The following is a 20,197-nucleotide window of genomic DNA, read 5'->3' on the forward strand; positions in this document are numbered from 1 at the left end:
GAACATGTACGTCGAGGAAACTCAATGCCTTGGCGGGGTGCGCTAATGCGCACGCTGTTTGGGGTGATTCTCTACCTCTTCACGCCGGTCGTAGTTGTCTTCACTTCCGCCATTGGGCTGGAAGCTCCCGTCGACGTAGGTGAACAGGAAACCGGACACAAACCTGTTTCCCTGTGTGTCCATGTATCTGAGTGTTCCCCTCACAAATACGTCGCCCCAATAGTAGCCTTCGGTTCCATCCCAGACCGCCCCATTATCGGGTCTCTTGGTCCTGACATCAATCTTCTGGCGTCCATCCGATTTAATAATCGCGTTCGGAAGAGCCCACTGCAGGACAAAGAAATTAACAGTTTCATCGGGCTTACTATTGTTCACCATATAAATCTTTATCGAAAGTTCCGTCAAAATTGCTGGCGTCTTACTAGTGTTGTGAAACCTGATAAAGGTTGTCACTTCAGTGCCATCGTACCCCCAAGACATAATACCGGCCGGATGATATTCCCAATCACGAGATGGCCGGAAACCGAGCAACTTAAGGCTACTTGGGAAGACAAAAGCCCTCTCTGTAGCGCGGATAATTTTCAATGTATCCTCAGCCGAATTGGCGGCTTGAACAGCGGCGCTAGTGGCTCGAATGCTGAACCCAATGGTAACGAGCAGCGCGATGATACCGGCGATTCCTACGCCGACCTGCCACCATGCCGTTATTACCTGCCTCTCAGCGGCTGTAGCGGCTCTATCGGCGGCATCAGCAGCCTTTTGTTGGGCTTTCAAATCATCGGAATCGTGCTTGTCGCCTGCGGCTTCGCGGTCCCTGGTACGCTGGGTCTCATCTGGACTTTCGATAATGCGTATCGGGATAGAAGGCTCGTAGGATTTGGGCTGAGTATCATTTGCCTTCCCGTCTTTGTCTTCTTGCTGGCTTGGGGCTTCAGTGGCCACCCCTTGGGCTTCCTGCGCGCTTACGTGGGTGGCTAGCACCATGAACGCCAACAACGCCAAGACTCGCATAACCGCCCCTCCAGCCCGCGCGCATAGTGCTTATGCGGCGACCGCTACACAAGCGCGGGGAATCCGGGCAGTGTGGGGGCCACTCTAATGCGCGCGCTTTTGGGGGCGATTCTGGCGACGATGGTCGGTTGTGTGACGCCGGCCTGCGGGTCAAACTTTAGTGTCCTTGTCACGAAGAACGGATGCTTTAGTGTTCACTCGCCAACCGACATCCGCCGGCTGAGTTTTGATGACATTTTGGGATCCCACGATAATCCCAACGATGTCGCCACCCGGCTCAATGGGTTCTCCAGCGAATTGGGCGTAGGTTGTCTGGAAAGTGGCAGTTCCAATTCCAAACATTCGGTAAGCGATAGCCACTGCCGTTTGAGGATAAATTCTGCGAGTCCTGTCCGCTTCCAACTTGTGGGCGTCACTCAAAGGCATCTTGAACTGCAACAAGAAACGATGAGGCTGCCCTGTGAGAAGATATGGGAGCGTCTCATCAGGCTTGATCTGCACAGCGGAGGTCAACGCCTTATCGAAAAACTCGCTGATTTCAGCAGGCAGAAACTCCGAGGAATCCACCATGACACCATAGACACGGACTTCTGCGGCAGGACTTTGGCCAGAGTTTATCAGCTCGAAAACACGCTTAACTACGAGAACATTGTCTGCAATTTCAAAGACGTGAGTAGTGCTCGTTACATCCGCGATCAACAACCACGGGCGCTGGGCATTCCGAGTGAGTTCATTTCCATCGCGAGTGTGGTCGGCGGCTTCTTTAGCGAACCAAGCGGCGGCACCGGCTGCCGCAAGAGTCAGCAAGCCCACGACAGCCCCAATAGTGGTCCAGTTCGCAGACTGTTGGGCAGCATCTGCTGCCTTCCATTGGGCGCACAGATCGGAACTGCGATCATCGTGACCTGCTTGGCATGGGTCAGCGTAACCTGGGGGTTCATTGGCTTGTTGAACGGGCCGCGGACTAACCGCAGCAGGGGAGCCTACAGTCTCTTGATGTTGTTCGGAATGTTGGGGCTCTGTGCTCTTGCGCTCGTCTGGCGGTGATGCCGCACCAAGCGAAACAAGACCGCAAGCGGCAACGACCACGCGCCAGTAACTGCCAAACATTGTAGAAAACGCCGCCCCAGTTTCCCATGGCGGCAACTATCACGTACAATAAGCGTTACGGCAATAAGGACACGATATGACCGATAACCAAAACGCCCGTTTTGACCGCCTCCTAAAGGCGATGGTCACCAAGCCCGCCCTTACCGTGCCGGGCGCGGGAACGATTGCAGCAAAAGGTCAAGCATCAAGTGGGGATGCTTCCGCAGGTTCTGCCGGAACTCGAATTCCCAAAGGTAAGTCTGCAACCACTTCTTCGAAACCGAAACGTAAGTCCCGCACATAGAGCGCTTAACGTGAGACCAAAAGGCTTCGATGTTGTTGGTGTGAACCTCGCCTGAAACGTACTCGCCTTCGCTATGGTTGACCGTTCCGTGCATGTAGCCGTTCTCTGAGATTTCGTTGAAGGCTCCAGCCGTATCCGTCGCAACGCGCGACCCCTGCTTAACCCACTTGAAGATAGCGGGCATGACATGGCGAGCGCCCCGGCTCGGCAGGATTTGGGTGACGACATCGCCGCCGCGCTCAATAGCACCGAATACAATGGCCTTGTCATCTTCGCCGCGCTTATCGACGCCACCGAAGAAAGCCTTATCGACCTCGACAATGCCGCCGTCGAAGCCGCCTAGAACGTTGTCGCCATCGACATAGCCCATGTACTGGCGGATGAGGTTGCACATGCGCCAAGCGGTCTTGTAGGTCACGCCGATGGTGCGCTGGACTTCCTTTGCGGACACGCCGTTGCGGGAAGCGCAGAACATGAACATGACGGTAAACCAGTCGCGCAATGACGTGCGCGTGGCTTCGAACGGTGTGCCAGCGGTCGGATAGACCTGCGCGCCGCAGAAGTCGCACTCGTAGCAGCGGCGGGACTTCACGCGGTGGAACTTGGCGTCCTTTCCGCATTTGGTGCAGACGTGACGCTCGCCATACCGCGTGACCATCAGGTGGTCGAGGCAGGCGTCCTCGCTAGCGAATCGCTCTTGGAATTGGCGAAGGGTAGGGAGTTTGTTGCTCATGCCCGATTATATAGCAGAATCGCCTACATGTTTCAAGGGGATACATCCGTAGCATAGCTGCCGGCACAAAGCAAGAACAAAATGTGGCACGGCGGCAGAAAAATGCGAATTCCGTTCAGCGCCTCGCCTTGTCTGCCTCCCGATTGACCTTCCAAGAAGACCGCTAGGCTGCATTCCTTCGCGCCCCCCTCTGTCCTGCCGGACATCTCCCCCACTTGGGGGGAAATCGGCTTTCGCGCCGGCTTTCGCCAATCTCCAACGTTGCAGGAAGAGCGCAGCGCCGAAACCGCCAATCTCCCCACTTGAGGGGGAGATGGCCGGCAGGCCAGAGGGGGTACTGTCCCGAGCGCTGTCCCGCCGACTTCACAGCCGGCAACACAAGCAACGTTCGATCAAAAAGAAGCCTGAAAACAAAAACCCGCCTCTGTGGGCGGGTCGTTGGAGCCAATTAGCACCATACCCGAATTAGTAGCATAGCTGCCGGCACAAAGCAAGAACAAAATGTGGCGTTGCGACAAAAGAACCGAATTCTCTTCGGCGCCTCGCGTTGCCCGCCAGCCACTTTGTGGGCGCGAACGCAGCGTCGGCAATTGGCGCTTCCTCCATTTGCCGAGGCATCTCACCGGCCGACGAGCAGCCGCAGCCGCGGATCAGAACAGGCATTCGCGCGTTTGAACCCCAGCCAATGGGAGCAAAAGCCATGAACGTCGCCAATCTGCAACTCGAAGGCCTGCTGATGGCCATCGCATCGATCAATCAGGTCCTGGTCCGCAAGGGCGTGGTCTCCGTCGAGGAGATAGACATCGCCTTGCGCAAGGCCGAAGCCAGCGAGACCAACGAGGAAAGGTCCGAAGGCATGTCGGCGTCGAGCCGCGACGCCGTCAACTTCCCGATCCGGTTGCTGGAGTTGGCCAATCAATGTCAGCCGGAGACGGACATGCCGTCCTTCTCGAAACTGGCGCGCATGGTCGGTCAGATCAAGGAACCTTACAACGACCAGATGTGACGCGGCGACCGAGGATGACCGCCGCAGCAAGCTTTGGCATCACCCCCTGCCAAGCCTCAGCGCCAGGACGCGGCCCGGCCCGTGCACGGCGGCAAACAGCAGCCCGGCCAGGAAGGTGAAGTGATCGACGAAGAAGCCGAACTCCGCCTGGTTGCCGGCCCAGTGCGACGGCCCGTGGAAGGCAAAGCCGAGGAACACCACATAGGCGGCGGCGACGAGTGCTGCCCAGGAGAAGAAGGCGCCGGTCAGGAAGCATAGAACGAGGACGACCTCGAGCAGGGCTGCGCACCAGGCCAGGAACAGCGGGAACGGAAATCCAGCCGCCGCGATATAGCCGGCGGTGGCGCCGATATCGATGAATTTGAAGATCACGGCCATCAGGAAGACGGCGGCGAAGATCAGGCGGGCGATAAGGATTGCCGCGGTCTGCCACGGCGACTGAACGGTTGATTGAGCGGTTTCCAAGGTCATGATGTCCTCCCAAGAGTTACGGTGGTTGTGCCCCAAGGACGCACCACCAGCCGCAAGCCCGACATCATCCCCCGAAAAACCTGAGAGATACAAGCGCCGGCACCAAAGTGGCGCCTTCCCTTCTCCCCTTGTGGGAGAAGGTGTCGCCGAAGGCGACGGATGAGGGGTGCTCCAGCTTGGCGCCGGCGGCACTCCGTCCAACACCCCTCATCCGTCTCGGCGCTGCGCGCCGATCCACCTTCTCCCACAAGGGGAGAAGAAAGGTTGCGCTACCCCAACTTGACCCCCGGCTTGCTGATCGGCTCGCGTACCGTTCCATACTGGCTGCCCCAGCGGTCGGTCATCGCCCAGCGTATGTCCCAGAGTTCCGGGAAGAAGCGGTGGCGGGCGCCGGCTTCCAGCAATTCGACCGGCCGGCCCTTCAGCGATTTCGCGCCGAGGCCGATCGTGCGGTGGATGAGACAGAGGTGGTTGGCACGGAATTTCTGGAACAGCTCGTCGAACTCGATCAGCGCTTCGGCAACGACATAGCTGTCGCCGTGATCGTAGCCGGTATCGTAGACATCCTCGACCGAAAGGCCGCGGTCGTCGAGGTACGACGCCTTGAAGGCCCGCCACAGATCGGGCGGCAGGCGCAGCAGTTGCTTGAAGCCCGGCGATTCCTGGCCGCTGCCATTGCCGAGCTGCAGCCGGATCTGCTGGTATTCCTTGGGCGACATGGTTTCGAGCAGGTCGAGCTGCGCCGTCATCAGCCGCATCAGCCGGTGCACGCGCCCCATCAGCGTGACGATGCGATGCGTGTCCTGCTTTTCCAGGAAATCAACGACATCGACCAGCGTATAGGCGATGAGCTTCATCCACAGCTCCTCGACCTGATGAACGATCTGGAACTGCAACTCGTCGGCATTCACCATCTCGGCCAGCGGCTTCTGGCAGGCAAGCAGCCTGTCGCATTTGAGGTAGACGCCATAGTCGCGCATCTCAGGCGTTTCGATGCGGGCATAATAGTCCTGCTTGTCCATGGCCATGCTCCTTGCCCCGGCCGTTGGGCCGCAGGCGCTTGTTGGATCCCGGTCCCTCAGGTCTAATCGCTTTCTTGCCGAACATTGTCCCTTTCTGTTATTCGATTGGCGGGAAACGAAGGACGAAAATTGCCGCTGAAGCAGATTGGAAGAACGAATGATGCTGGATGCGGTCGACCGGAAGATCGTCGCGGCGCTCGAACGCGAGGCCCGTATCTCCTTTGCCGCGCTCGCCGATGAGGTCGGCTTGAGCAAGACGCCGTGCTGGAAGCGGGTCAAGGCGCTTGAGGACGCCGGCGTCATCCGCGGCTACTCGACCCGGATCGACCCGGCCAAGCTCGGCTTCGGCATCGAAGCCTTCATCCAGGTGTCGATCGATTTCGAACTGTCGGACGCCTTCGAGGCGGCGGTCAAAAAGCATCCGCTGATCCGCCGCTGCCACGCCACGACTGGCGAGGCCGACTATCTCCTGCAGATCGTCACCGTCGACATGATGGCGCTCGACAGGATGCTGCGCGAGGAGCTCAGCCGGCTGCCCGGCGTGCGGCGCACCATCACCTCGATGGCGATGCGCGAGATCAAGGGCGGCATCTCGTTCGCCAATGCCGTCGGGCATACGCAGACCAAGCGTTAGACCGGTCAGGCCCTGGTCATCAATTCGCGTCCCAGCCGCTTCGGTTGCTCGGCGCGCAGAACCACATTTGTCGTCACCGTGCCGTACCGGCCGATGCTGTCGACGATGCTTTCAAGATCGGGCGGTGACGGGACCACGACCTTGACCAGAAAACAATCCTCGCCGGTCACCCGCAGCACCTCGACCACCTCCGGCAATTGGGCGAACTTCTTCAGGCAGGCCTGGATATGCTCATGCGTGGTGCGCAGGCGGATGACCGCCATGGTGCCGAGCCCGAGCGCTGCCGAATTGATCACCGCCTTGTAACCGGTGATGACGCCGCGCTCCTCCAGCCGCTTCACCCGTTCCGAGGTGGCGGGCTGGGACAGTCCGACGCGGCGGCCAAGCTCGGAGATGCCGATGCGGCCATCCTCCTGCATGATCTCAATGATCGCCAGATCGGTGGGGTCGAGCCTTGGCCGATAATCGCCGTTCCGCATGATCGCCCTTTAATCCATCGGATTTCGTCGCTGCTTTCCGATGATCTCTCATTCCGCCACCTGGGAGAAGACCTAGAATTGCACGCGCTGCATCAGGAAAGAAGGGCTTCGCATGACCGACTTCATCATTGTGCCGGGCATCGGCGGATCGGGCGAAGCCCACTGGCAGACACGTTGGCAGCAGGCAAACCCGGCGATGCGGCGGTTCAACCCGGCGAGTTGGGACGCGCCGGACGTCGACGACTGGGTGGCTGCGCTGGAAACCGCTGTATGCCAGGCAAGGACACCGCCGGTGCTCGTCGCCCATAGCCTCGGCTGTCTGCTGGTCGTACACTGGCAGCGGATCTCCCCCCGCAAGATCAGCAGCGCGTTGCTGGTCGCGGTTCCGGACCCTGCGTCGCCGGCCTTCCCCTCCTCCGCCCGGGCCTTCGCCGACGCACCGCAACAACGGCTTCGCTTTCCGTCGCTGATTGTCGCCAGCACCAACGATCCCTACGGCTCGCTGGACCATGCCAGGGCGAAATCCGAGCGATGGGGCAGCGATCTCCATATCGCCGGACCGCTTGGCCACATCAATGGCGACAGCGGGCTCGGCGACTGGCCGGCGGGAATGGAGCTGCTGACAGCTTTTCCAGGTCAAACGCAGGCAATCGCCCGAGGCGCCGTGCTTCAGCCGTAACCGCACCAGGACGGCTATCGCGCCGCCGCCCTGATCTGGTTTGCGCCGCGCCTCAGTTCGATGCTGCGGCAGGCGTGCTGAGTTCGAGGAACGGTACGGTCGAGCCCGGGATCATCGACTTCGGCAATTCGCCGTTCCATCTCTCCGCCTTGGTCAGTTCGACCAGCAGCGGATTGTTGGCGATTGCGGCGGCGCGAGCCTTGATGGCGCCCGCGGTCGCATCGCCTTCGACCCTGGTCTTGTAGGCGCTGGCCTCGGCTTCGGCCTTGACGCTGTCGGCGCGGCCCTTGGCCTGGGTGACGGCGATATCGGCCTTGATCTTTTCCTGCTGCAGGTTCTGTTCCTGCTTCTGCACCTCGACCTGCGCCGTCATCCTGGCTTCGACCGCCTGCTCGTAGGCATCGGAGAAGTCGATGTTCTCGACCTGCACGCTGTCGATCATCACCGGCCCGTCGGTTACCGCCGCGATGGCCTCGGCGACGTCCTTGTTGAACTTCGCCCGGTTCTGGATAACCGACACCGCGTCGTACTGGCCGAACACCGTCTTGATCTCCTGCGGTGCTTTCCTGGCAATGACGCGGTCGGCTAGTGCCTCGATCGATCCATAATTGGTATAGACGTTGCTGACTTCGGCGGCCGGCACGTGGAAATTGACGGTGACGCGCATGTCGGCCGGTTGCTGGTCGCGCGAATAGGCCTGCATGGCCGGCAGGCCGCTGCAATCGTTCTGGTTCTCGCAGCCCCATTTGAGCACCTGCTGGCGCAGGCTGATCTTCTCGACACGCTGTAACCACGGCAGCTTGAAATGCAGTCCGGGATCAACGACCGAACTCAGCGCTCCGTTGGTCAAGAGCACGCCGCGGTCGCCCTGATCGATCGTGTACCAGGATCCAAACAGCGCAAAGACGCCGAGCGCCACGATGACAAGTGCGATCAGGCCGGAACCGATCGACCCCGATGCCATCCCCGGCTTGCCCTGCGGACGGCTTGAATTGCCTTGCGTTTCGGTCATCACCCCACCCCAACCTGATTGCCCGTGCTGCTTTTGCCCACAATAGTGGCGGCATTGCAATCCTCTGGATATGGAAAGACCTTCGGGGCAGCCGGCCGGACCGGCGGGTGGTTCAGGGTGGCTAGCCGATTTCCCCTGCAGCCGCGGCTGCGGGCTGGGACGCGTTGCCTGGCGTCTGCTTCTGCCGTCCGGCATCGGTTCTGCGCTTCGGGCAATCCTCGTAGTCGTGGTCGCAGATTGCGAAGGCGTGCGCACCGGCAAGGTCGATTTCGCCACGGAACCGCTGCCGCCGCATGAAAGTTATCTGCTCATTGCAACGGGAGCACAGGACATGGCCGACGACCCGAACCGCTACGAGACCGGAGCGAGGAAATATCCGGCAAAGACGAGCCGCGACGCGGCCGACGAATTTTCGCAGGATGCGGCCGGCAACAAGCCACCTCCCGGCGGCATGGGATTGACCAGGCCGGCTGACGATTTCGACGACAGGACCCTGCATTCGGAGGGCCAGAACCCGCCGCGCGCAGCGATCCGGCCAGACGGCAAGGCCACCATCAAGAAGCCCGGCAAGGACGCAAGACGATGAACGTCGCCAATCTTCAGCTCGAAGGATTGATGATGGCGATCGCGGCCGTCAACAACGCGCTGGTCCACAAGGGCCTGCTGTCGGTCGACGAGGTCGACATGGCGTTGCGCCGGGCCGAGGCGGCGATGACCAGCGAGGAGCGTCTCTATGAAGACATGTCGCCATCCAACCGCGACGCCGTCTGCTTTCCGCTCAGGCTGCTGCAGGCGGCCAACAATGCCCAGGGTGAAACCGGCGTACCGTCCTTTGCCGAACTGGCCAGGATGGTCGGCCGGACCAAGGAGCCCTATAACGACCAGATGTGATGGAGGACGCCATGGCCGACGACAAATCCAAGACCAAGCAGGATCGCAAACTGGTCTCAGGCGAAGAGCCTTACGAGGTCGCTGCCTTTGCCCGCAAATACGGCATACCGCAAAGCGAGGCCGCGACCATCATCAAGCGTTACGGCCCCTCGAGGAGGAAGCTCGACGCGCACATGGCGAGCCGCAACGCCTGATCCAACTCTGGCGGCGGCCGCCGTTCACGCCGGAAGCGTCCCTGCCCTGCTGCCTTGTCGAGAGCATCGGCACCGTCAGCCGTGACCTGTCGGGTTCGCCCTTGTGGGGATTCAACGCCTGGTTTTGACAGCCGCGGAATACTCTCGCGGCGCAACAACTCATTTACCTCGACGCTGTACCAGTCCGATGAGCAAAGCCGGGGGGTCGGATGCAGGAACAATTATTGCGCTACGAATGTGTCATGGAGCCGAACGGCCGATGGATGGTGTGGGACATCGTTCACGATCTGCCGGCGCAATTTTCGCAAATCGCGCTGATCGGCCTGAGCCGTCGTGAAGCGGTTTCGCTCTGCCGGCTGCTCAACGAGACGAGCCGTTCCGAGACGCGGCAGAGCCGGGCCTCCTGAGAAGCGTGCTCTCAGGCCTGCCCAAGCGCGGGGGGATCTACATGCGATCGGCAATATTCGGTCTGGTCCTGCTGCTGCCGGCCTCCGCCCTGGCAGAACCGATCGAGACGCAGAAGATCATCACGGCGGCGACCGGCGACTGGAACGGCGACGGCGCCGCCGATCTGGCGATGATCGTGGAGACCGAGCCCGGCCATCCCATGGACATGTATTTTTTCCTCAAGGATCGCGATGGCGATTTTCTAAAACCTGCCGGGGTCGTGCATGAACAGATTTACGGCGAATGGAAGGATTATGACCGGCCGGGCCCCGCCACATCCGACACCGAGCCCGAACTCACCGCGCTCCCCAACGGTTCGATCAAGCTCTATGTTCCGGCGATGGAGATCGGCAGCGAGCGGACCAATAAGACGCTGACGCTCGCCTGGCGCAACGGCACGTTCGTCGTCGCCGGTTTTGCCTACGATTATTGGGATTACATGGACGACAATGTTGCCGGCGACTGCGACTACAATGTGCTGACCGGCAAGGGCAAAAGCAGCAAGAAGCTGGCGGACGGCAGCACCAGGCAAGCGACCGTATCGGTCGAAGGCAAGGTCATCCCATTTGCGGAATGGACCCCGGGCACTGGCTTCAGCGCTTGCGGAGAGTGAGAGGTTTCGGTTGCCTCACTGCAGCGGCGGCTTCCACAGCAGGCTGTTGCGATCGGCGGACTTGACGCGCAGCCAGGTTTCGCGGCCATCGCGCAGCACCCGGAGCGGGATCTCGGCACCCGCCGGCCCGCTCTTCCAAAGCTTGCGATAAAAATCGGCAAGCCCATCGACCGCCGTGTCGCGGACATCCGAGATGACATCGCCTTGGCGAAGGCCCGCCTGGGCGGCTGGACCGCCCTCGGCGACGCTCATCACCACGACCTTGCCGTCGCTCTCGGCCGAGAAGGCGCCGAGCCACGGCCGCGGCGGCCTGGCGACCTGCCCGCGCGTCAGCAGATCGTCGAGGATGGGCGGCAGAAGATCGATCGGCACCACCATGTTGATGTCGGCGACCTCGCCGTTGCGGCTCATCTGCAGGCGCAGTGAACCGATGCCGAGCAGCCTGCCATCCGCGCCGATGAGGCCGGCGCCGCCCCATGAGGGGTGAGCCGGCGCCGTGAAGATCGCCTCGTCGAGCAGATATTCCCAATAGCCGGCGAATTCCTGCTTGGTGACGATCCGCGCCCGCACGGAGCGGCCGACGCCGTCGGCGAGCACGACGGGATCGCCGATCTTGGCCCTGGACGCATCGCCGAGCGCAATGGCGGGCAGCCCGAGCGGCGCCAGCGCCTGCACCAGGCCGAAGCCCGACTCCTGGTCGTAGGCGAGCGCATGGGCGGGAACCACGCGCCCGTCCTGGTCGGCCAGCCAGACCTCCTCGGCCTCCGTGATGAGATAGCCGATGGTGAGTACCAGCCCGTCGCCGCGGATGACCACGCCACTGCCCTCGCGGCGGGTGCCAAGTGTATTTGCCGTGAAGGCGTCCTCTGGCACGGTGGCGCGGACGGCCACGATGGATCGCAAAAGGGGTTCGATATTCATGCTTTGGTTCCTGGCAATGTTCGCAGCTGATATGGGCTATAGGTATGGCGCAGGTGATCAGGCGCAAGAGGTGGCGCCGGCTTTGGCGTGGACCGGCGCCGCGCCGTTCGCGCCGGGGTTTTGCAACAGCGCCGGCAGCCCTATCTGTACCTACGGCTATCCCAAGCTGCCCTATGCAAAGTTCCTCCGCCATTGCCCACGTTGATATCTGATATCCTCCCAACCCAACCCTTCCAAAGGCCTCCCAAATGAACGACTACGCAACGGACCAATACACGCCGCCAAAAGTCTGGACCTGGAACAAGGCAAATGGCGGCGCTTTCGCCAGCATCAACCGGCCGATCGCCGGCCCGACGCACGACAAGAAACTGCCGGTCGGCAAGCATCCGCTGCAGCTTTATTCGCTGGCGACACCGAACGGCGTCAAGGTGACGATCATGCTGGAGGAACTTCTGGCGCTCGGCCACAGCGGCGCCGAATACGACGCCTGGCTTATCAGGATCAACGACGGCGACCAGTTCGGCAGCGGCTTCGTCGAGGTCAACCCCAACTCGAAGATCCCGGCCATGATGGATCGCAGTGGGAAAAAGCCGGTCCGCATCTTCGAATCCGGCTCGATCCTGCTCTACCTCGCCGAAAAATTCGGCGAATTCCTGCCGACGGAGCAGCCGGCTCGCGCCGAGACGCTGTCATGGCTGTTCTGGCAGATGGGCTCGGCGCCCTATCTCGGTGGCGGCTTCGGCCATTTCTACGCCTATGCGCCGACGAAGATCGAATATGCCATCGACCGCTTCGCCATGGAAACCAAGCGGCAGATGGACGTGCTCGACCGACGCCTCGCCGAAAGCGAGTATTTAGGCGGCAGCGACTATACGATTGCCGACATTGCGGTGTGGCCCTGGTATGGCGGGCTGGCCAAGGGCCGTATGTATGACGATTCCGGCGAGTTCCTGCAGGTGGAGCAGTACAAGAACGTGCAGCGCTGGGCCGACGCCATCGACGCGCGGCCGGCGGTCAAGCGCGGCCGCATGGTCAACCGCACCTTCGGCGAGCCTTCGATGCAGCTGCACGAGCGCCATGACGCCAGCGATTTCGAGACCAAGACGCAAGACAAGCTCGCGGCGGCCAAAAGCTAAGCGGACGACTGAAACTGCTGATCTCCCCCCACAATGGGCAGGGCTATTGCAGATGGAAAGCCGAGGCTTTCGCTCTACGATGGACCCCCACCCCTAACCCCTCCCCACAAGGGGGAGGGAGACTTCCGTTGGCGCTGACCTCGGCAAATTGCCTGCCTTTCGGCGCCAAAAGGGGAAGTAAGGGCGGGCGGCAGCGTTCCCTCCCCCTTGTGGGGAGGGTTAGGGTGGGGGTCCATCTCCGTAAGAATCCAAATGCGATTGCCCTGCCACAAGGGGGGAGATCGGCAGCTTCGGCCGACTGCTCAAGCTCGCCTTCACCGCCGCCATCCACAGCCGGTCGATGTTGGCCAGGAATTTCTCGTCGAGCTTTTCGAGGTGCTTCCAGTACATGCCGTCCTCGAAGAAATAGCCGAGTTCCTTCTCGATCCTGTCGGCCTCCTCCGCCTGATCGAGCCGCAGGCCGGCAAGCATCTCGGCCTTCATTTCCGAAAGCCGCGAGGAAGAAAGCGCGCCGACTTCATCGAGCGTCAGCCGCGGGAAGACCAGCCGGCTGCGCGGCAGGTCGGATAGGTTGACGCACAGGCAGCCGCGCCGAAGCGCATGGATGAGCAGGCGGGCCGACTTCGCCTCGAGGTTGCGCAGGGTGACGTCGTTGCGCAGCGGATCGGCGCGGCCGACGCCGTAAAAATGCGTGTTGCCGGGCTGGTCGTAAATCATGTCGCAGCCAAGGAATGCCAGCACGTCCGGCTTCTGACTGTGGATCGTCCAGTAGGCCGCCGTCATCGACATGGTGCCCCCGGCATAGACGAAGCCGCCAAAGCTGTTTTGCGCCGGCACGTAATGCGAGGCGCTGAAGATCTGCGCCTGCTGCAGGGGACCGCCTTGCGGCATCCGCTCCGCCGGGAAATCGCCGGCATGGACGAGGAAATCCCAGTCGGGCCGCACGCGCCAGGCGTTGTTGATGGCGACGATCTTGCCGAAGGCCTGCTTGGGCCAGGCGGCGCAGCGCACCACATCGGGGGCGCTGCCGATCAGTAAGATCACGTTTGGTGTTCCGTCGATCACCACAACCCTCTCGACCGGCCGAAATGCATCCCGATGCCGCCCGGTTGAACGGCTTTATAGCCTCAACCGCCCATCGAAAACACCAGCCGGATTTAGGCTGGCATCAACAAAAGGGAGCTTGCCGGCCGGTTGTAAAATGTGGCCTTAGGCACAGTCGTACAAGCAGCAGGCAGGTTTTCCCGCTAGCCCAAAAACGACGATATGAGTTGGGCGATATATATTAGTTGGCTAAACTAGCGGAACGTCCAACGCACATTCCCAGAACCGAACATGTCCTGTCTAGACCATGATATCTATATGGGACATTACTGCATAAGCTGAATGCGACCTCGACGGTTCGGCGGCACAGCCCTCAGACGCCGCGGCTTTGCCGCCGCGCCTTTCGCCCCGGATCCGTAGATCAACCGGACGACGAACAGGAAATATCCAACCTGCATGACGATCAAGGTCAAGATCGTCCAGGCCAGCGTCTTCCAGATTGAACCCGTCGCAAAGTAAGTCGAGATCGCTACGATGGACGATGTGGTGGTCAGCCCCACCAGGAACTGTGGAAAGTTCATGACTTTTCTGCGCCGCCCCGAAACTCGCAACAGCCGGGACGAACTCCCCTAACCCATTACCCCGGGCCAACGTTTTCACTATTTTAGCAATTGCGCAAGCACCAAATAGAACAGCAGTTAACGCATGCTTCCGTGATCAAGGGCTGCATGTCAGGTCACCAAGGTGGGCTGGCTTGGACAGCGGCTGCGCGTCCCCTACTCCCCAGCAACCTCCCTATACGCCCTCACCGCCCCATCAAGCGCACGTATTCGCCACGTCTCCGCTTCGCGCGCCTCGAGATAGGACGGGCCGAGCGGGACTTTCCCTCCGCCGTCCGGCAGGTCCAGCACGTAGACGGGATTGCAGATGCCCGACAGGCGCGCACGCAAGGCGCTGACCAGCGCCTGGCCCTCGGCGATCGTGGTGCGCCGGTGCGCCATTCCGCGCACGAGATCGCCGTGGTGCAGGTAATAGGGTTTGACGCCAAGGCGATACATCAGCTCGCGGCACAGCTCTTCCAGCACCTCGACCGTATCGTTCACGCCTTTCAGCAGAACGCTCTGGTTCAGCAGCACGAAGCCGCCCTGCCGCAACGTGCGGCAGGCCCGCTCGGTCGCCTCCGTGATTTCGCGTGGGTGGTTGAAATGGGTGACGACAGTGACCATCAGCCGGCCCTGCAAGGCTTGAATCAACCCGCCGGTGACGCGCGACGGCAGCGCGACGGGTACGCGAGTGTGGATGCGCAACAGCCGCACATGCTGGATCGCCTCGACACCGGCGCGGATTTCCGCCAGCGCCCTGTCCGGCAGCGATAGCGGGTCGCCGCCGGTCAGGATCACCTCGCGGATTTCCGGATGGGCCGCGATATAGGCGAAGGCCGGCTCCAGCGCCTCGCGCGAAAAACCCCGGCCGACCGAGGTCAGCTGCTCCTTGCGAAAGCAGAACCGGCAATAGACCGCGCATTGATAGGTCGGGAACAACAGAACCCGGTCGGCATGTCGATGCGTCAATCTAGGCACGGGACTGAAGGCGTGGTCGGCGATCGGATCGTCGAGTTCGCCCTCCTGCTCTGCCAGTTCGTCGGGCGACGGGATGACCTGAAGCCGTATCGGATCGGCGGGGTCGTTCCAGTCGATCAGGTCGAGATAGGCCTTGGGAATGCGAACCTTGTGGCGCGTGGCCGCGGCTTTGGCCGCCGCCCGCTCGGCTGGCGACAGCGGCAGCGAATCCAGATCGCCTACCTGCCGCACGCCCTCGCGAACATCGTCCCGCCATGCGGCATCCGCCTCGCGAGCGCGCCGGTCATCGGCTGCCACGCCGGCCGCATCGACCGCCATGCTGGCGTCGGGGATGTCGGGATGTGAGGTCATCGCAGGCTCCTTGAATTTCGGGCCGGGGTACAGCATTGAAGCCAGGACTTGAAGGCAATAAGCGGTGTTTGGCCGGATTGGAGGGCGCGGCAGGAAGCCACAACCGGCCATGATCAGAACAATCGTCCAACATCGCTGACGCATAACATTAGCTTGCTCTTATATTAGCTTGAGCGTATACACATAAACGGCCGGTGATCTACCCCCCAACCGGTTAGGCTCGGCGCCAGTTCCCTCCCTACCCCTCAGGTCAACGACGCCGGGCCGCTCGGGCCCGCCCGGTCGCCCGCGGTCGAGACCGGATCGTCGACCTCTTCGATGTCGATCATGCCCCCTGCTCAAGCAGCACCCAGCTGAACATGCCAGCTGAACACATCGGCGATGCCCGCGTCTCTCGGCCTTCCCGTCGCCGGCCGCGGTCGCTAGTCTCGGATTGTGAAAAAGCTGGAGAACAGCGTATGGCGAACGACTTGTCGCCAAGGCTTTTGGAGATCGTCAATGCGCTGCCTTTGCGGCAGGGCATGCGAGTGCTGGAGATCGGCTGCGGACCGGGTGCTGCAGCGCGCGAGATCGCGCGCCGGATCGGCGGCGGGCACGTGCTGGCGATCGACCGCTCAGCCAAGGCCATCGCGCAGGCCGGGGCCGCCTCGCGCGCCGAGATTGCGGCAGGCCGGCTGAGCCTTCGCCAGATCGCCATCGAGGATTTCGAGTTGGAGGCCGATGAGAAGCACTTCGACATTGCCGTTGCGGTGCGCGTCGGCGCGCTGGACGGGCGTCATCCCGAAGCAGGAAAAATTGCCCTGCGACGGCTCAAGGCGGCGTTGACCGCGCAAGGCCGGCTGTTCATCGACGGCGGCGATCCGCTGCGCGAAATTGCGATACATGGCTGAGCATCTCGTGCTTGGCCTCCGGCATCGAGCGTCTACGTGACCGTGAGCGGCAGAGCCGGCCTCAGCTCCGCAACCCCGGCGCCTCCTGCCCTGTGCGCTCGACATATTCGGTATAGCCGCCGCCATAGGTGTGGATGCCCTCGGGCGTCAGTTCCAGCACCCGGTTCGACAGCGCCGCCAGGAAATGGCGGTCGTGCGAGACGAACAGCATGGTTCCCTCGTACTGCGACAGTGCCGTGATCAGCATCTCCTTGGTGGCGATGTCGAGGTGGTTGGTCGGTTCGTCCAGCACCAGCAAATTGGGCGGATCGAACAGCATCAGCGCCATCACCAGCCGCGCCTTCTCGCCGCCCGACAGCACGCGGCATTTCTTCTCGATCTCGTCGCCGGAAAAGCCGAAGCAGCCGGCCAGCGCCCTGAGCGGCGCTTGGCCGGCCTGCGGAAACGCATCTTCCAGCGTCTGGAACACGGTGCGCTCGCCCTCCAGCACTTCCATGGCGTGCTGGGCGAAATAGCCCATCTTGACGCTGGGCCCGCGCGCCACCGTGCCATTGTCCGGCTCGGAAGCGCCAGCGACCAGCTTCAGCAGCGTCGACTTGCCGGCGCCGTTGACGCCCATGATGCACCAGCGCTCGCGGCGGCGCACCTGAAAATCCAATCCCTCGTAGATCGAGCGGCTGCCATAGCCCTTGTGCACGTTCTTCAGCGTCACCACGTCCTCGCCGCAGCGCGGCGCCGGCTGGAAGTCGAACGATACCTTCTGGCGGCGCTTGGGCGGCTCGACCCGGTCGATCTTGTCCAGCTTCTTCACCCGGCTCTGTACCTGGGCGGCATGCGAGGCACGCGCCTTGAAGCGCTCGATGAAGGCGATCTCCTTGGCCAGCATCGCCTGCTGGCGCTCGAACTGCGCCTGCTGCTGCCTGTCGGCAATCGCCCGCTGCTGCTGGTAGAATTCGTAGTTGCCGGAGTAAGCGGTCAGCGAACCGCCGTCGATCTCGACCACCTTGTTGACGATGCGGTTCATGAACTCGCGGTCGTGCGAGGTCATCAGCAGCGCGCCGTCATAGTTCTTCAGGAACTGCTCCAGCCAGATCAGGCTTTCCAGGTCGAGATGGTTGCTCGGCTCGTCGAGCAGCATGGCGTCGGGCCGCATCAAAAGGATCCTGGCCAGTGCCACGCGCATTTTCCAGCCGCCGGACAGCTTGCCGACGTCGCCGTCCATCATCTCCTGGCTGAAGCCGAGGCCGTCCAGCACCTCGCGCGCCCGGCCATCCAGCGCGTAGCCGTCGAGCTCCTCGAAGCGGTGCTGCGCCTCGCCGTAGCGGGCGATGATCTCGTCCATCTGGTCGGCCTGGTCAGGGTCGCCCATGGCGTGCTCGAGCTCGCGCATCTCGGCCGCCACTTCGCTGACCGGTCCGGCGCCGTCCATCACATCGGCCACCGCACTGCGGCCTTCCATGTCGCCGACATCCTGGCTGAAATAGCCGATGGTGACGCCGCGATCGACCGAGACCTGGCCTTCGTCGGGCTGCTCCTCGCCGTTGATCATGCGAAACAGCGTCGTCTTGCCGGCGCCGTTAGGCCCGACCAGCCCGACCTTCTCGCCCTTCTGCAACGCGGCGGAGGCTTCGATGAAGACGATCTGCCTGCCGTTCTGCTTGCTGATGCTTTCGAGACGAATCATGGTTTTCCGGGGAAGGCCAAAGGAGAGTTCCTGCGCCAATACGCGATAGACCGCGCCGGCGGAAGCCCGCAGTAGTGAGGCGCCCCGCGCCAAATTGTCTGAACCCGCCAGTTGCTTCCCGGCTGGATCAGGCTTTGACGGCGTAGGGATGAGCCGGCGGATCAGCTATCGGTCAGGGCTTTTGTCGTCGCCAGCTTGACCCCGGCGGCGGCAAATGCCGCATTGTGCCGGGCGATGATCTCCGCGGCGGTCTCGCTGGCCGCGTCGAGCGTGCTGTGGGCGTCGGAAACCACGGTGACGCCCAGGCCCGCTGCAAAGGCGCCCTTCACCGTGGCCGCCACGCAGAAATCGGTCTGCGCGCCGATCAGAACGACCTCGCCGGCGCCCTGCCCGGCCACCCATTCTGCAAGGGCGGCATTGCTGAACGCATCGCCGACACACTTGGCGAAAGTCGGCTCGTCCTCGGCCTGGCCGAGCGCCGGCCACACCGGCCAGCCCGGCTCACCCGGCGCCAGAGGATCGCCCTGCGGCCCGTCATGCCTGATGAAGGCGACTTTGCGCCCGCTGCGCCGCGCCCATTCGATCAGCGCGCGGGTGCGGGCAACGATGCCGTCGGCATCATGGATCGGCGGTTCGGCAACACCGTCGAACATGCCGGTCTGAAGATCGATCACGATGAGCGGCACGGTGGCCGCGGGGCTGGTCCCTGACATGGCCGCGAACATAGCGTTGGTGGTAGGCGGGTCAAGTATACGCGCCGAAGCCGACGCTGGAGCTGCCGATCTCCCCCCACCAGCGCAGGGCTATGGCAGATGGAAAGCCGAGACTTTCGCTCTACGATGGACCCCCACCCCTAACCCCTCCCCACAAGGGGGAGGGAGACTTCCGTTGGCGCTGACCTCGGCAAATTGCCTGCCTTTCGGCGCCAAAGGGGAAGTAAGGGCGCGCGGAAGCATTCCCTCCCCCTTGTGGGGAGGGTTAGGGTGGGGGTCCATCTTCGCAAGAATCCAAATGCGATTGCCCAGCGCAACAGTGGGGGTGTCCAAGCCCTGGCGACGAAATTGGATATCCCGCAATCAATCCGGCGCCCCGGCGAAAAGCACCATCCTATCGGCGCCGCCAGCCGGCCAGTCCCTGATGCTGCGGTCGTAGCCGCCGGTCAGCACCGTGCCGCCCGCGGCAAAGGCAACCGCATAGATCGGGCCGGACTGGCTGTCGAACATGGCGAGCTGGTTGCCGGTCTGCCGGCGGTGAAACTGAGGCCGTTCGGCACCTCGCGAGCACGCCTCGCCCAGCGCCAGATACGCCTCGATGAAGCAAGCCGTGCCGATCACGATCATGAGGGCTGCAAGCAGCCTGTCAGCAAACCTGTTCATCTATCCGCTCTGCAATGATGGCGCTCGGCGCCTGGCTGTCGGTGATGGCTCAAGTCCACCCCAGCCCTTCGGCAGCAGCCGCAGGCATCGCCGCGTTTGCCGGGAGGCCGGTCGCGCGCTAGATCGCTGGCAGAGGCTAAGGCGAGGCCAGCAATGGACGATTGGAAGCTCCCTTGGGACGGCGGTTGCCTGTGCGCCGGAATACGCTTTCGCATCAGCGCCCCGCCCTTGCTGACGATGGCGTGTCACTGCGCCGGCTGCCAGAAGCTGAGCGCCAGCGCGTATTCCCTGACCATCGCCGTGCCCAGCGACGGTTTCGCCGTCACCCAGGGCGAGCCGGTGGTCGGCGGCCTGCACGGCCCGCACCGGCAGCTCTATTGCCCGCATTGCAAGAACTGGATGTTCACGCGCCCGCATGGCCTGGACTTCTTCGTCAACGTTCGTGCGACCATGCTGGACCAGCACCATTGGTATGTGCCTTTCGTCGAAGTCTTCACGTCGGAAAAGCTGCCCTGGGCTTCGACCGGCGCTAGCCACAGTTTCGCAACGCAGCCCGACCTTGAGGGATACGCACCTCTGATCGAGGCGTTCGCCCGCGAAGCGGCGCGGCCAACTTGACTGGTTGCCGCC

25 protein-coding genes are annotated in these 20,197 nt (G+C 62.3%); 11 read left to right on the forward strand and 14 right to left on the reverse strand.

What is annotated here, in order from left to right:
- Positions 1–42 precede the first annotated feature (42 nt).
- The 3 genes from NKH67_RS14725 to NKH67_RS14735 form a co-directional block, all read right to left on the reverse strand.
- Entirely contained in the window at positions 43–1,011 is a 969-nt protein-coding gene (locus NKH67_RS14725) for a hypothetical protein (RefSeq protein WP_352501192.1), read from the reverse strand.
- A gap of 150 nt (positions 1,012–1,161) precedes the next feature.
- A complete protein-coding gene (locus NKH67_RS14730) occupies positions 1,162–1,824 on the reverse strand; it encodes a hypothetical protein (protein ID WP_352501193.1) in 663 nt (220 codons plus the stop codon).
- 437 nt (positions 1,825–2,261) lie between these two features.
- Positions 2,262–3,137, reverse strand: coding sequence for an IS1595 family transposase (locus NKH67_RS14735; RefSeq protein ID WP_352501194.1), 876 nt, complete (start codon positions 3,135–3,137; stop codon positions 2,262–2,264).
- Positions 3,138–3,837: 700 nt separating this feature from the next.
- Between NKH67_RS14735 and NKH67_RS14740 the strand changes: the two genes are divergently transcribed.
- Positions 3,838–4,143: a hypothetical protein gene (locus NKH67_RS14740; RefSeq protein WP_352472199.1), complete on the forward strand. Its 306-nt coding sequence runs from the start codon at positions 3,838–3,840 to the stop codon at positions 4,141–4,143.
- A 39-nt stretch (positions 4,144–4,182) separates the two neighbouring features.
- Here NKH67_RS14740 and NKH67_RS14745 read toward each other — a convergent pair whose 3' ends face one another.
- On the reverse strand, positions 4,183–4,614 hold the full coding sequence (locus tag NKH67_RS14745) for a DoxX family protein (RefSeq protein WP_352501195.1): 432 nt from the start codon (positions 4,612–4,614) through the stop codon (positions 4,183–4,185).
- 269 nt (positions 4,615–4,883) lie between these two features.
- Entirely contained in the window at positions 4,884–5,636 is a 753-nt protein-coding gene (locus NKH67_RS14750) for a tryptophan 2,3-dioxygenase family protein (RefSeq protein WP_352501196.1), read from the reverse strand.
- A 157-nt stretch (positions 5,637–5,793) separates the two neighbouring features.
- Between NKH67_RS14750 and NKH67_RS14755 the strand changes: the two genes are divergently transcribed.
- The gene (locus NKH67_RS14755; RefSeq protein WP_245274655.1) at positions 5,794–6,270 is read left to right on the forward strand and encodes an Lrp/AsnC family transcriptional regulator; all 477 of its coding nucleotides are present in this window, start codon (positions 5,794–5,796) and stop codon (positions 6,268–6,270) included.
- A gap of 5 nt (positions 6,271–6,275) precedes the next feature.
- Here the strand turns inward: NKH67_RS14755 and NKH67_RS14760 are convergent, their stop codons facing one another.
- Positions 6,276–6,749: an Lrp/AsnC family transcriptional regulator gene (locus tag NKH67_RS14760; RefSeq protein ID WP_352472087.1), complete on the reverse strand. Its 474-nt coding sequence runs from the start codon at positions 6,747–6,749 to the stop codon at positions 6,276–6,278.
- Between the two features lie 112 nt (positions 6,750–6,861).
- Here NKH67_RS14760 and NKH67_RS14765 point away from each other — a divergent pair, with 112 nt between their 5' ends.
- Positions 6,862–7,428: an RBBP9/YdeN family alpha/beta hydrolase gene (locus NKH67_RS14765; protein WP_352501197.1), complete on the forward strand. Its 567-nt coding sequence runs from the start codon at positions 6,862–6,864 to the stop codon at positions 7,426–7,428.
- A gap of 52 nt (positions 7,429–7,480) precedes the next feature.
- Here the strand turns inward: NKH67_RS14765 and NKH67_RS14770 are convergent, their stop codons facing one another.
- Positions 7,481–8,440 (reverse strand): prohibitin family protein, encoded by a 960-nt coding sequence (locus NKH67_RS14770; RefSeq protein ID WP_352465360.1) that lies wholly within the window; start codon positions 8,438–8,440, stop codon positions 7,481–7,483.
- Between the two features lie 226 nt (positions 8,441–8,666).
- On the opposite strand from NKH67_RS14770, the gene NKH67_RS14775 reads away from it, so the two are divergent.
- The 5 genes from NKH67_RS14775 (at position 8,667) to NKH67_RS14795 (ending at position 10,585) form a co-directional block, all read left to right on the forward strand.
- On the forward strand, positions 8,667–9,026 hold the full coding sequence (locus NKH67_RS14775; protein ID WP_352501198.1) for a hypothetical protein: 360 nt from the start codon (positions 8,667–8,669) through the stop codon (positions 9,024–9,026).
- A complete protein-coding gene (locus tag NKH67_RS14780; RefSeq protein WP_352472092.1) occupies positions 9,023–9,331 on the forward strand; it encodes a hypothetical protein in 309 nt (102 codons plus the stop codon). The genes NKH67_RS14775 and NKH67_RS14780 overlap by 4 nt, the downstream gene beginning before the upstream one ends.
- Positions 9,332–9,342: 11 nt before the next feature.
- Positions 9,343–9,525 (forward strand): DUF3606 domain-containing protein, encoded by a 183-nt coding sequence (locus NKH67_RS14785; protein WP_023675702.1) that lies wholly within the window; start codon positions 9,343–9,345, stop codon positions 9,523–9,525.
- A gap of 209 nt (positions 9,526–9,734) precedes the next feature.
- Positions 9,735–9,932: a hypothetical protein gene (locus tag NKH67_RS14790; protein WP_352472094.1), complete on the forward strand. Its 198-nt coding sequence runs from the start codon at positions 9,735–9,737 to the stop codon at positions 9,930–9,932.
- 41 nt (positions 9,933–9,973) lie between these two features.
- Positions 9,974–10,585, forward strand: a complete 612-nt coding sequence (locus tag NKH67_RS14795; protein WP_352501199.1) for a hypothetical protein — start codon at positions 9,974–9,976, stop codon at positions 10,583–10,585.
- 15 nt (positions 10,586–10,600) lie between these two features.
- Here the strand turns inward: NKH67_RS14795 and NKH67_RS14800 are convergent, their stop codons facing one another.
- A complete protein-coding gene (locus NKH67_RS14800) occupies positions 10,601–11,506 on the reverse strand; it encodes a S1C family serine protease (RefSeq protein WP_023675699.1) in 906 nt (301 codons plus the stop codon).
- Between the two features lie 248 nt (positions 11,507–11,754).
- Between NKH67_RS14800 and yghU the strand changes: the two genes are divergently transcribed.
- Positions 11,755–12,642, forward strand: coding sequence for a glutathione-dependent disulfide-bond oxidoreductase (yghU, locus tag NKH67_RS14805; RefSeq protein ID WP_352453698.1), 888 nt, complete (start codon positions 11,755–11,757; stop codon positions 12,640–12,642).
- A gap of 219 nt (positions 12,643–12,861) precedes the next feature.
- Here yghU and NKH67_RS14810 read toward each other — a convergent pair whose 3' ends face one another.
- The 3 genes from NKH67_RS14810 to NKH67_RS14820 all read right to left on the reverse strand — a co-directional run bounded on the left by NKH67_RS14810 (position 12,862) and on the right by NKH67_RS14820 (position 15,584).
- Positions 12,862–13,686, reverse strand: coding sequence for a hypothetical protein (locus NKH67_RS14810; RefSeq protein WP_352501200.1), 825 nt, complete (start codon positions 13,684–13,686; stop codon positions 12,862–12,864).
- 326 nt (positions 13,687–14,012) lie between these two features.
- Complete coding sequence (locus tag NKH67_RS14815) at positions 14,013–14,267, reverse strand: exopolysaccharide production repressor protein (RefSeq protein WP_352472098.1); 255 nt, start codon at positions 14,265–14,267, stop codon at positions 14,013–14,015.
- A 195-nt stretch (positions 14,268–14,462) separates the two neighbouring features.
- Complete coding sequence (locus tag NKH67_RS14820) at positions 14,463–15,584, reverse strand: KamA family radical SAM protein (RefSeq protein WP_502893756.1); 1,122 nt, start codon at positions 15,582–15,584, stop codon at positions 14,463–14,465.
- Positions 15,585–16,075: 491 nt separating this feature from the next.
- Here NKH67_RS14820 and NKH67_RS14825 point away from each other — a divergent pair, with 491 nt between their 5' ends.
- Positions 16,076–16,507 carry an SAM-dependent methyltransferase gene (locus NKH67_RS14825; RefSeq protein WP_023675692.1) on the forward strand — a complete coding sequence of 144 codons (432 nt, stop codon included), beginning with the start codon at positions 16,076–16,078 and terminating at the stop codon, positions 16,505–16,507.
- Between the two features lie 61 nt (positions 16,508–16,568).
- Here NKH67_RS14825 and NKH67_RS14830 read toward each other — a convergent pair whose 3' ends face one another.
- The 3 genes from NKH67_RS14830 to NKH67_RS14840 form a co-directional block, all read right to left on the reverse strand.
- Positions 16,569–18,191, reverse strand: coding sequence for an ABC-F family ATP-binding cassette domain-containing protein (locus tag NKH67_RS14830; protein ID WP_352501202.1), 1,623 nt, complete (start codon positions 18,189–18,191; stop codon positions 16,569–16,571).
- Between the two features lie 161 nt (positions 18,192–18,352).
- The gene (locus tag NKH67_RS14835) at positions 18,353–18,904 is read right to left on the reverse strand and encodes an isochorismatase family protein (protein ID WP_352501203.1); all 552 of its coding nucleotides are present in this window, start codon (positions 18,902–18,904) and stop codon (positions 18,353–18,355) included.
- 363 nt (positions 18,905–19,267) lie between these two features.
- The gene (locus tag NKH67_RS14840) at positions 19,268–19,567 is read right to left on the reverse strand and encodes a WD40 repeat domain-containing protein (RefSeq protein ID WP_352501204.1); all 300 of its coding nucleotides are present in this window, start codon (positions 19,565–19,567) and stop codon (positions 19,268–19,270) included.
- A gap of 153 nt (positions 19,568–19,720) precedes the next feature.
- Between NKH67_RS14840 and NKH67_RS14845 the strand changes: the two genes are divergently transcribed.
- On the forward strand, positions 19,721–20,185 hold the full coding sequence (locus tag NKH67_RS14845; protein ID WP_352501205.1) for a GFA family protein: 465 nt from the start codon (positions 19,721–19,723) through the stop codon (positions 20,183–20,185).
- Positions 20,186–20,197: the final 12 nt, after the last annotated feature.

The organism is Mesorhizobium sp. M0968 (assembly GCF_040319065.1).
Taxonomy (GTDB): Bacteria; Pseudomonadota; Alphaproteobacteria; order Rhizobiales; family Rhizobiaceae; genus Mesorhizobium.